Origin of the sequence: Psychrobacter sp. W2-37-MNA-CIBAN-0211 (assembly GCF_040309405.1) — a bacterium.
Lineage (GTDB): Bacteria > Pseudomonadota > Gammaproteobacteria > Pseudomonadales > Moraxellaceae > Psychrobacter > Psychrobacter glaciei.
This window is the reverse complement of sequence record NZ_JBEOOU010000010.1, coordinates 14,017-25,727: the sequence shown is the minus strand read 5'-3', so window position 1 is coordinate 25,727 and position 11,711 is coordinate 14,017. Positions and strand designations below refer to the sequence as shown.

Annotated in this window: 7 protein-coding genes; 4 read left to right on the top strand and 3 right to left on the bottom strand. The window is 41.5% G+C overall.

Features of this window, described 5'->3' with window-relative positions:
- Positions 1–162: 162 nt before the first annotated feature.
- Positions 163–744: a tetratricopeptide repeat protein gene (locus tag AAEY72_RS10090; RefSeq protein ID WP_010201739.1), complete on the top strand. Its 582-nt coding sequence runs from the start codon at positions 163–165 to the stop codon at positions 742–744.
- Between the two features lie 82 nt (positions 745–826).
- On the opposite strand, the gene AAEY72_RS10085 is transcribed toward AAEY72_RS10090, so the two are convergent.
- A complete protein-coding gene (locus AAEY72_RS10085; protein WP_352310417.1) occupies positions 827–4,045 on the bottom strand; it encodes an Eco57I restriction-modification methylase domain-containing protein in 3,219 nt (1,072 codons plus the stop codon).
- A gap of 399 nt (positions 4,046–4,444) precedes the next feature.
- Between AAEY72_RS10085 and trhO the strand changes: the two genes are divergently transcribed.
- Positions 4,445–5,530 carry an oxygen-dependent tRNA uridine(34) hydroxylase TrhO gene (gene trhO, locus AAEY72_RS10080; protein ID WP_352310416.1) on the top strand — a complete coding sequence of 362 codons (1,086 nt, stop codon included), beginning with the start codon at positions 4,445–4,447 and terminating at the stop codon, positions 5,528–5,530.
- A 210-nt stretch (positions 5,531–5,740) separates the two neighbouring features.
- Here the strand turns inward: trhO and serA are convergent, their stop codons facing one another.
- Positions 5,741–6,967 (bottom strand): phosphoglycerate dehydrogenase, encoded by a 1,227-nt coding sequence (gene serA / locus AAEY72_RS10075; RefSeq protein ID WP_194621246.1) that lies wholly within the window; start codon positions 6,965–6,967, stop codon positions 5,741–5,743.
- 336 nt (positions 6,968–7,303) lie between these two features.
- Here serA and AAEY72_RS10070 point away from each other — a divergent pair, with 336 nt between their 5' ends.
- Entirely contained in the window at positions 7,304–8,746 is a 1,443-nt protein-coding gene (locus AAEY72_RS10070; RefSeq protein WP_352310415.1) for a D-2-hydroxyglutarate dehydrogenase, read from the top strand.
- A gap of 147 nt (positions 8,747–8,893) precedes the next feature.
- On the opposite strand, the gene AAEY72_RS10065 is transcribed toward AAEY72_RS10070, so the two are convergent.
- On the bottom strand, positions 8,894–9,523 hold the full coding sequence (locus AAEY72_RS10065; protein WP_352310414.1) for a BLUF domain-containing protein: 630 nt from the start codon (positions 9,521–9,523) through the stop codon (positions 8,894–8,896).
- Between the two features lie 468 nt (positions 9,524–9,991).
- Between AAEY72_RS10065 and AAEY72_RS10060 the strand changes: the two genes are divergently transcribed.
- Positions 9,992–11,629, top strand: a complete 1,638-nt coding sequence (locus AAEY72_RS10060; RefSeq protein WP_189582640.1) for a carbon-nitrogen hydrolase family protein — start codon at positions 9,992–9,994, stop codon at positions 11,627–11,629.
- Positions 11,630–11,711: the final 82 nt, after the last annotated feature.

Below are 11,711 nucleotides of genomic sequence, written 5' to 3'. Positions count from 1 at the left end.
CGGTGATTGCGACACTCAACGATTAATTATATTGCTAATAATTAGGTAGGTTTATATCGCAAGATTTCACCTAATTGTTATCACCGTCTAACTGTCTTTAGCGAGACAATGTTTAGCGGTACAACTCTTTTTGCTTATTAACTGCCTAATTTTGGAGCTGCTATGAAATTATTAAAAGCTGCGTTGTTCACTGCCTTGTTTTCTTGTGCCGGCCTTGCCAACGCTGAGTTAATATCAAACGTGCCACTTGATACCTCACGTTTTGAGCTAATGCCTGTCAGTGAATTGTCTAATCGTGCTGCCCAAGGCAACGATCACGCTCAGTTTTACTTAGCCAAACGTTTGCAAAAAGGTGAAGGCATTGCCCAAAACACCCAGCAAGCCATCCAATGGTATACCAAAGCGGCTCAGCAAGGCGTTGCCCCTGCTCAGTTGAATCTTGCCATCATGTACTTGCGCGGTGAAGGCGTACAGCCTAACCTACAACAAGCGAAAGTTTGGCTAGAAAAAGCCGCCATGCGTGGCGATAACCGTGCCAGCTATACGCTTGCTTTGTTAGATGAGAAGCAAAAGAATTTGGTCGATGCTTATAAATGGTACGACTTGGCTGCCCGTGATGGCATGCTAGATGAAAAAGTCCGTAACAAAGCACGCGGTAAAATCGGTCAGTTGGCATTGAACTTATCAAGCTCAGATATCGCTAGTGCCCGTAGCAAAGCGGATACTTGGTTTCAGAGTAAATAAGTCTAACGCTATTTATTTTAGCGAATAAAAATCCAGCCTTTGAGCTGGATTTTTTGTGTTTAGATAATGATAAATACTTACATTAACTGGCTTCGATAATGGCAATTTCACCATCGGTTAAGTCGTAAAGCTTATAGACCATTTGATCTATCTCACGGTCGGTACGTTCGATTTCTGCTATCAACTGCTTTGCTTTGGTTTGCTCAGCTAAAAAATACTCTTCCCACTCAGCTTCATCGCCTAAGCTCATTTTAATTTTCTTTTTGCCTAGCTCTTTGATGAACTCTGCATAATTCAGCTCATGCCAATTTTCTAGCTTTTTACTGAGTTTGTCGATATCAAATTTGCGCTGCAAGGTGCGAACAAACTTACCAGTTGAGTTCTGCAACTGCTCGTTTAACGATAACATTAGATCGGCTTTTTGAGAAAAATATTTAGCATTATCAGGCAGTTTAGGTAATGGAAAAGGATATAAATAATTTGTTTTAAAAGTGAAGTAACCCCCACGTAAAACATAGCCAGTATTAGACAGAAAAAACCATAATATTTTTGAATTTAAAACTGAGAGATAAAACTTATATGCCAAATCAGACGGCTTATCTAAAATAAAAGAATAGCACTTAGTATTATGATACATAGACCCAACATCAAAACTCATATTACAACCCAAAGATATCTCTGGAGTAATAATTTTAGACTGTTCCACCTCGTTTATACCTTGCTTTCTACCAAATAAGTACCATTGATTTGGTTCATTAAAACGACCTTTTTCGCGTCCTCTTAACTCTACTTCATTGGCTTTAAGATATTGATAGCCCAAAGGGAAGTTTTGGGCTACTTCATTTTCAGTCATTGATTTTGCTTTACCATCAGAGTCAATACTATATGGAAATAAGACAAAGTTTTCATTTATTAGAGATTTATATCTTGCTACGTCCTGTCCTTTTAACAAAGGTTTCATGAGACCTGCTTCAATCTCAACCTCACAGCCTAAAGATTTTGAATAGCCTTTAACTAAATTACCTTCAATATGACCATCAATCAGAAAAATCTTATCTGCACTGGTTTGTAATCCAACAAATATTTTGGAAAATACATCTTTTGCGGTTAAGGGTTGTTTATGTAATTTTTCAAATAAATTAATTTCAGTATCAGATAATAAATTCCATTTCTCATGAGTCAATTCGTCATAAGACAAACTTGTCCACTCAATTATTTCTTGGATTTTTTGTGGGTTGATAAAGCTAAATTGTAGCTCATTTTTTGACATTTTATTAAGCGTTAAAATGCAAGTATAAGTCGTTACTTCAAAGACTAGATGTTCCTCAAAATGTAATAAACTTGCAACAAGCTTGTTTTCTGCCAGTAATCTACGGACGCCTTCTCCAAACTCAGAAATAAGGAACTTATGCGGTAAAATAAGTGAAACTTGTCCAGTCTCTTTAATTAAATCTAAAGAGCGTTCAATAAATAAAACATAAATATCATAATTCCCCATCGCAGATTCAAATTGCTTTTCATAATAGCTAACCATTTCAGGATAAGCACTTTGAAGTCCTTGAATGCGTAAATAAGGCGGATTACCAATCACCACATCAAAGCCACCTTTTGCAAAGACTTGTGGGAACGCTGCTTGCCAGTTAAAGGCTTTGTCCCCTGCGACTGCGGGATCATCAATCAGTGAGTTACCGCATTGGATATTATCATTCAGATTATTCAGCTTACGTCGTGGCTGCGCTGTCCGTAGCCACAGTGACAGCTTGGCAATCTCGACGCTTTCTTCGTTGATATCGACCCCGAACAAGTTGTTTTCTAAAATACTGTTTTCGATATCAGGGTAAGCCAGACCACTACCGAATAACTTGGTCTCTAGCTCAACGATATACTCATGCTCAGCGATTAAGAAGTTTAGCGCCTCATTCAAGAATGCACCACTCCCTACCGCAGGGTCACAAATAGTTATTTGTAATAACCAATCTCGATACGCATTTAATCTATCCAGAGCTACCTTTTCTTCTTCAATTCTCTTATCCGTTTTTTTTCGTTTTTTACCACTTTTATTAATAGTAATATCTTGCTCATAATCTTCTTCATTCAATGCTAACGCTGACTTTTTGTCCTCACAAAGCTTGCCGACCGTGTTTTCGACGATATATTTGGTGATATATTTGGGCGTATAAAATACCCCGTCTTTTTTACGCTTGGTCTGCGATTTATCGACCACCTCACCTGTCAGCTGCGCCTTTACCTCATCAAGCTCTGATAATGAGTTTTCAAAGATATGACCTAAGATATTGACGTCTACCTCACTGTCAAAGTCGTATTCGGAGAGTATCTTGATATGGGTCTGTAGAATATCATCGCTGATGATGACGCTGTCCAGCAGCTCGTCAGTGCTGAACAGTCCACCGTTATAGGCGAATATCTCGCTATACTCATCCTTATGACCTGTATCCAAATAACCAAAGTACGCTTTGACCCTATCGTACAAAGGCACAGTCATTTTTAGCGATTTCCACTTCTCCCATTCGCTGATGATTCCCTTTGCAAAGTTGGCAGGCAACAGATGACTGTCCTCAGCGAAGAAAATAAACAGTAGCCGATCGAGTAATTTTTGTGACTTTTGAAATAATACTAAATTGTCTACGCTTGGGTTATTGATGGTCAAATCATTGAATAGCTCACGTTTGAATACTGAGTAATCTTTATAGAGCTGCTTCGTTATCGCCTCTTCTTGCGATAGAGATGCCGACTTTAGCTTAGCAGGCAAATCATCCATGATGCCATCACGATGCAGTAGCAAATATAGTAATGCGAAATCGTCTTGGGTCAAGGTGAACAGATTGAACTCAATGAACTCGACCGCATTATCGATATATAAGCGCAGCTTTTGAAAGTTAGACGTAATGACATAGCGGCACTTTGGCTGATTATTTTTATAACCAAAGGCTTGCTGCTCAATTTTACTAAGGTCTGTGGTATTCATACCTTTTAGCTCAATCACGCCAATAGCATGACCGTCTTTGAGTATCGCACCATCAGCTTTTTTGCTGCCCGTTTGGTTTTTGAATTCTGTCGTTATATTATAATTAGGATTGGGATTGAGTGTATAACCAAAAACATCGACGAATAAATCTCTTAAGAATCCTTCTTGGTATTGCTCTTCTTTACTTAGGCGGATGTTGTCCTGCTTTGATAGGTCTAAAAAACAATGGCTATAAGTCTGCCAAGCCGTCTCTAGCTGAGTGCTATCAAGTTCGCGGACATACTTTTCGATGACGATAGATTGAAACAGAGACATACGAGCGCCTTAATAATGAAATAAATAGAACCAAACGATGAGCAAACGTCTACTATAGCAAGCTCTACTCATCGGATAAACGCCTAAAATTGATAATTGCTCAGATAAGATTTCTTTAGTGAGTCGGCATTGCTTTAGCGATACCATTCGCTATTAAAGTATTCAAAATCTTACCAAAATTTGCTACACTACCCGCGCATTAGCTAATCCCACAATCGGGCTAGTGTTATACCTAATTCTAAACCAACCAAGTCTATTTTAAATGAATGCGATATATGGAAGCCGAGCACAGATTGTACCCAAAGTACATCAAGCGAGGATGACACCATAGCGTGTTTATTAGAATAAGACTGTTAACCCAACGCACTAGGTTTACGACCTAGCCAGCAGGAGAAACACATGAGCATCACTCAAGACAAAAATATAGATGGCAATATCCAAGACAACACGGTAACTGATAACAAGTCAGCCCCCATTTACGATAGCGTCACCAATAATATCGTCGTTGCCGCTCTTTATAAGTTCACGCGCTTCGCTGACTTTGAGCAATATCGTGAGCCAATCTTAAATACCATGCTCGGTAATGACGTCAAAGGCACTTTGTTGATTGCCGCTGAAGGCATTAACGGGACGATTTCTGGTACGCGCCAAAGTATTGACACCGTTCTTGACTACCTGCGTAGTATCGAAGCGATTGGCAGTTTTACCTTTAAAGAATCTTATACTGATGCTCAGCCTTTTTATCGTACTAAGGTGAAGCTCAAAAAAGAAATCGTCACGATGGGTGTCGAAAATATCGATCCTTTGCAATCGGTCGGCCGCTATGTAAAACCAAGCGAGTGGAATGCGCTAATCTCTGATCCTGAGGTTATGCTCATCGATACGCGTAACGATTATGAGGTAAAAATCGGTACGTTTCAAAATGCGGTCAACCCGAATACGGAAACGTTCCGCGAGTTCCCAGAATACGTGGCAAAAGAAATGGATCCGGCTAAGCATAAAAAAGTCGCGATGTTCTGTACGGGTGGTATCCGCTGTGAGAAATCTACTGCCTACTTACGAGAGCAAGGATTTGAAGAGGTTTATCATCTAGAAGGCGGCATCCTAAAATATCTAGAAGAAGTGCCTGCCAGCGACTCTATGTGGCAAGGCGATTGCTTCGTCTTTGACAATCGCGTGTCGGTCAATCACAATTTAGAAAAAGGCAGCTATGAGCAATGCTTCGCTTGCCGTATGCCCATTACTCAAGATGATATGCGAAGCTCCGCCTATATCAAAGGTGAGTCATGCCCGCATTGTATTGAGAAGGCAACCGATGAGCAAAAAGCCCGATTCCGTGAGCGTGAGCATCAAATGCAGCTGGCACAAAAACGTGGCGAAGCGCATATCGGTAGTGGCGTGATAGATGTGATAGAGAAACGCAAAGCCGCTAAGGTTGAAGCACAACGATTAGCCGATGCAGCAAATCAAGCCAAAAATAGATAAACAGTCTTACTTCAAGCTAAACAAAAAAGAGAGTGCTCATTTAATTGAGCACTCTCTTTTTTTATGACAAATTGTCAGTGCTTATCAAAACAATCAACGCTGATATAGTTGATCCAATTTGAAAGTGGTACAAGGCAACCGAGTGCAGATGTATATGTAATACTTCAAGCGAGGTTAACGCTGTAACTCTTTTATAGTGGATTGACTATATTAGAATAAGATACGTACGCGGATAGTCTCTTCTACGTCTTTCAGCTGATCTAACGCAGCGGTCGAATCATTGTAATCGACATCCATGACCAGATAGCCGACATCGCCTTCCGTCATTAAGCTCTGTGCCAAGATGTTGATATGCGCTTCAGCAAACAAGCGGTTAATCTGTGACAGTACGCCCGGTACGTTTTTGTGAATGTGCAGCAGACGATGCGAGTTTTCTTTGAATGGCACAGACACTTCTGGGAAGTTAACAGCGGTCGCCGTATCACCTTGATCAGAGTATCTAACGAATTTGTCCGCCACTTCCAAACCAATATTAGCCTGCGCTTCTTGGGTTGAACCACCGATATGCGGGGTCAAGATAACATTGTCAAATTTACGTAGTGGTGACTCAAACTCTTGGTCAGCAGATTTTGGCTCTTTCGGAAACACGTCAATCGCCGCGCCCAAGATTTTACCAGACTCAAGCACAGCAGCTAGGTCGTCAATTTCGACGCACGTACCGCGTGCAGCATTGATAAAGTAACTGCCTTCTTTCATTTGAGCGAACTGTTCAGCTTTCATCATATAGCGCGTGCTTGGGACATCAGGTACATGCAAGGTCACGATGTCGGCAGTTGATAATAACTCTTCTAAGTTACTTACTTGCACGGCATTGCCTAGTGGCAACTTGGTGACAGCATCATGATAAATGACTTTCATACCGAAGCTTTCTGCCAATACTGACAGTTGTGAGCCGATAGAGCCGTAACCGACGATACCGATGGTCTTACCACGCACTTCATGCGAGTTGGTGGCAGACTTACCCCAACCGCCGCGATGCACGGTCGCGTTCTTTTCAGGAATGCCACGATACAGCATGATAGCTTCGGCCAATACCAGTTCAGCCACCGAGCGGGTATTTGAGTATGGGGCGTTAAAGACTGGAATACCCAGTTCACGAGCGGCTTCTAAGTCTACTTGGTTGGTACCGATACAGAAGCAACCAATACCGATCAGCTTGTGCGCATGCTCAAGTACTTCACGAGTCAGCTGCGTGCGCGAGCGAATACCGATAAAGTGAGCGTCTTTAATCTTTTCGATCAGCTCATCTTGATCCAGCGCGTGACTGATATTTTCGATGTTATGATAGCCAGCACCTTCCAATACTTTTAGAGCATTGGCATGTAGACCTTCAAGCAATAAAAAACGTATTTTGTCTTTCTGTAGTGATAACGCCATATGAGAACTGTCCTATAATTGTCTTATAAAAATCATCAGTGGGATAAGTCTGAGGGATGAAACGAAAACAGTCCCGATATCTTACACAAAATTCGACGTCGATGTTAGGAGATTAGATGAATTATTGGTTATCAAGCCTGAAAAATTTTTATGCTATAGTGAATCATTCTGTTTGAAACTGACCAGACCATTTTTTTGTAATTTACAGCCTGCCATATAGACAGATTATCACCTATTTATTGCCATCACGAGCTGACTGATCACTGAATTTAGAGATATTTCGTTATATAATAGTCAACCCCAGCATCGTGTTTACGCTAATATTGAGATTTTATCATGACGCCAACTACCGCTCAGCCTACACCCGAAACCAATACAGCTGCCATCCAAGCTATTTTGAGTACTTTAATTGATACTCATGAGTTTGATGCCAGCCAAATCAAAACCGACGCTGAGAGCTTAGAGCCTTGGGGCAAAGACTGGACCAAGCACTTTGCTCCAGCTGCTGCTGCCATTGTTTTTCCGAAAACCACTGAGCAAGTGCAATCTATCGTGCTCCTTGCCAATGAGCACAACGTTGTTTTAACCCCAAGTGGTGGTCGTACTGGACTGTCTGCTGGTGCGGTCGCTGCCAATGGCGAAATCGTCGTCAGTATGGATAAAATGAACCATATCGGACAGTTTTATCCGGCGGATCGCATGGTCGAGATTGAAGCAGGTGTGGTCACTCAGCAGTTGCAACAGTTCGCTGAATCAAAAGACCTCTACTACCCTGTCGACTTTGCCTCAGCAGGCTCAAGTCAAATCGGTGGCAATATCGGCACCAATGCTGGCGGTATCAAAGTGATTCGTTATGGCATGACCCGTCAATGGATTATGGGACTGACTGTGGTCACTGGTAAAGGTGATATCTTGCAGCTGAATCGCGGTATGGTAAAGAACGCCACCGGTTATGACTTACGTCAATTGTTTATTGGTAGCGAAGGTACGCTTGGCCTTGTCACCCATGCACAAATCAAGCTTGAGCGTCAGCCGCAAGACTTAAATGTCATGGTGCTCGGTATGGACAGCTTTAATGATGTGATGAATGTGCTATCTGCCTTTCAAGCGCAGATTGATTTAACGGCATTTGAGTTCTTTGACGATGTAGCGATTGATAAGTTAATGGCACATGGTCAAGTACAAGAGCCGTTTGAGTCGCGTACCAAGTTTTATACGCTATTAGAGTTTGAAGCACCGTACGAGCCTATCATGGATAAGGCGATGGCGATATTTGAGCATTGTATGGAGCAAGGTTGGGTCGTCGATGGAGTGATGAGTCAAAGCTTGGCACAAGCTGAAGAGCTATGGAAATTGCGTGAGTACATCTCTGAGACTATCTCAGTATTTACCCCTTATAAAAATGATGTCTCTGTATTAATTAGCCATGTGCCTGAATTTATCACCAAGATTGATCACATTGTCAGCAGTAACTATCCTGACTTTGAAGTGTGCTGGTTCGGTCATATCGGCGATGGCAATTTGCATCTCAATATCTTAAAGCCTGAGAGTATGAGCAAAGATGATTTCTTTGCCGAGTGTCAGGTGGTCAACAAACACGTGTTTGAGACGGTACAGAAGTATGGCGGCTCAGTCTCTGCTGAGCATGGCGTGGGTATGACCAAAAAGCCTTATTTACACTACAGCCGCAGCGAGACGGAGATTGATTACTTACGAGAGGTCAAAAAAGTCTTTGATCCCAATAACATTATGAACCGTGGTAAGATTTTTGATGCTTAGACAAGTTTTTAGAAAACATTACATAAAAAAGGACGCTAAGTATCGATACTTAGCGTCCTTTTTTAGGGTGTTATTCTGATTAAACTGTTTTTATAGAAACATACAGACGTTAAAAATACCAGTTAGGAGTGATTTATTAGGAGTGATTTATAAAAATAACAGTAGGATAGCAACGAGAATAAGTAGGCTTAAAATCCCTTGAACGACCAAAAACGCTTGATGTGGGCCGATGATATGACGAAACATGTTAGCAAATGCACTATAAGTAATTCCAGCCGCCTTAATGTGTGGCGCAGTTTCAAAGGTCTTTATAGTTTGTAAAAATTTTTCGGTATGCTCAGGCTCCCAAGCATGCGGAACAAAGGGCAAAAACGATGATAATTGGGTTGCTTGCTCTTTGGTAGCTGGTGACCACAGCCAACGCTCTAAAAACAGTAAGCGCATACGCCAATCAACGAAATTGCGCTGATCAATCTCCCTTAGTAGTAAGACCTTGACATTTTTATGACGCTTGTCAGAAGAAATGCGCTGGTGTAGCGCCAATACATTTGCCTTTTCACCTTCAATACATTGTAAAAAATGACCATTACCGTAACACAGAATACCAGTAATACCGTGCTGTGCATTATAAACACGCGCATGACTTTTTACCTCATTGAATAGCGAGTTATTGAAGCGCGATATTACAGTCAGGCTACTAGTGTAGACCAACTGAATCAGCGCTGACTCTTCTATTTCTTCTAAGATTTTGACCATATTAATATATTGTAAGGACATAAATAAGTAATCCTAAAAAACAATGATGATGTAATAAATAACACTGAGCAAACGCAAAAAAATAACAACAGCCATAAACACTGACTCAAAAAATCGTAGCAAATATTTACCACGTTAAACTGTCATTACCCTTTTAGCTTGTTATCATAGCGGGCGCAGTGAGGATCGCTAACAGCTCATGCAACACTTAAAATTCTGCGCAATATTCAAGCCAGTTTTAACGTAGCTAATTAATAGGCAACTTAAGAAGCCACCTTAAAATCTAGTGCTGTGTTTATAACTTATTGTAAATAACAAGATAATTTATTGTAACTACAATAGACTTTTATTGGTATATCTTTATGACTTTTGTTACACAAATATTTAAAGCCCTTACTGTTGTATAAATAAGTCCCCATAAAACCAGTAGAAATTTTAAGAATTAACGTCCGTGTCACGGACAAGACCAACACGAGAAGCAGGAAGACTATGAGTAAAATCGAAAAAATAGACGACTTTCACCTCACGATTGCTGAGATCAAGAAAAAAGATTATCCGCAGTTAAAAGCCTTGATGGACCGTGTTTATGTGAATTTGGGCGGTGCATGGTCAAAGACCACTATTCATACCTTGATTGATGCCTTTCCTGAAGGGCAGATTGCAATGTTTGATCATGACCAGCTGATCGGTATCGTTCTCTCTATGCGCGTGGACTATGCCAAGTTCTCGAATCCGCATACCTATGATGATTTGATTGGGCACAAAGAAATCATTAGAGACAATCCAGAAGGTGATGCTATTTATGGCTTGGATGCGCTGATTGACCCTGAATATCGTGGCTACCGTTTGGGTCGTCGTCTTTATGATGCGCGTAAAGAGCTGTGCCGCCAGCTGAACTTCCGAGCTATCTTGGCTGGAGGTCGCATTCCTAATTACTACAATCACAAAGATTTGACCCCTGGTGAGTACATCGATGCGGTCGAATCGCGTGAAATCCATGACTCTGCCCTTTCCTTTCAGCTATCCAACGGTTTTATCGTTAAGCGTATTTTGACCGCTTATCTGCCAGATGACGCTCAGTCTAAAGGCTTCGCTACTCTACTTGAGTGGGCCAATATTTATTATGAGCCGCAAGATTATAAGCCGAATACCCGTAAGTCAGAAGTGCGTATCGGTGGTATCCAGTGGCAAATGCGTGAAGTTGAATCGCCTGAGGAGCTCTTGCAACAAGTAGAATTCTTTGTCGATGTCATGGCCGATTACAACTCAGATTTTGCTTGCTTACCAGAGTTCTTTAACGCGCCATTAATGGGTCTGTGTGAATCCACCGATCAAAACATCGCCATTCGCTTTTTGGCCGGTTATACCGAGTGGTTCAAAAACGAAGTCTCGCATCTGGCAGTCAGTTATAACGTCAACGTTATTGTCGGCTCCATGCCATTAATAGACGAAAACGATACATTATACAATGTCAGTTATTTGTGTCGCCGCGATGGTACGGTGGAAGAGCAGCGCAAAATCCATATTACGCCGCATGAGCGTAGCGCTTGGGTCATCGAAGGTGGTGACGAAGTCAAAGTATTTGACACGGATGCCGGTCGTATTGGTATCTTGGTCTGTTATGATGTTGAGTTTCCTGAGCTTGCCCGCTTACTGGCGCTTGACGATATGGATATTTTGTTTGTGCCTTTCTGGACAGATACCAAAAACGGCTATCTACGCGTGCGCCACTGTGCCCAAGCGCGAGCCATTGAAAACGAATGCTATGTCATGATTTGTGGTTCAGTAGGCAACTTACCGCAAGTTGAAAGCCTAGATATTCAATACGCGCAGTCGTCGATTTTTTCACCGTCAGACTTTGCTTTTCCGCATGATGCGATTATGGCCGAAACCACAGCAAACACTGAGATGATCTTTTTCTCAGATGTGAACTTAGATAAGCTGACTCACGTCCGTAACGAAGGCTCGGTACATAACCTGATTGACCGCCGTGATGATTTGTTTAGCTTAAAATGGAAACGAAAAGCAAAAATTCCAGCGAGCAAATTAACCGACGAAGAGCGCCGTGAAAACTCAGGCAGTGTGCTCATTGGTGATCCATTGCAAAATCGTGCACAAAAGCCTTAATCGGTTATCTTAAAAAGTAACCACTAAAAACAGTTACATAAAATTGATGAGTAATACGGCTGACATTTCAGCCGTTTATTTT

Coding starts and splice junctions, on each gene's coding strand:
- AAEY72_RS10090 (WP_010201739.1), top strand. CDS start 163: ATGAAATTATTAAAAGCTGCGTTGTTCACTGCCTTGTTTTCTTGTGCC.
- AAEY72_RS10085 (WP_352310417.1), bottom strand. CDS start 4,045: ATGTCTCTGTTTCAATCTATCGTCATCGAAAAGTATGTCCGCGAACTT.
- trhO (WP_352310416.1), top strand. CDS start 4,445: ATGAGCATCACTCAAGACAAAAATATAGATGGCAATATCCAAGACAAC.
- serA (WP_194621246.1), bottom strand. CDS start 6,967: ATGGCGTTATCACTACAGAAAGACAAAATACGTTTTTTATTGCTTGAA.
- AAEY72_RS10070 (WP_352310415.1), top strand. CDS start 7,304: ATGACGCCAACTACCGCTCAGCCTACACCCGAAACCAATACAGCTGCC.
- AAEY72_RS10065 (WP_352310414.1), bottom strand. CDS start 9,523: ATGTCCTTACAATATATTAATATGGTCAAAATCTTAGAAGAAATAGAA.
- AAEY72_RS10060 (WP_189582640.1), top strand. CDS start 9,992: ATGAGTAAAATCGAAAAAATAGACGACTTTCACCTCACGATTGCTGAG.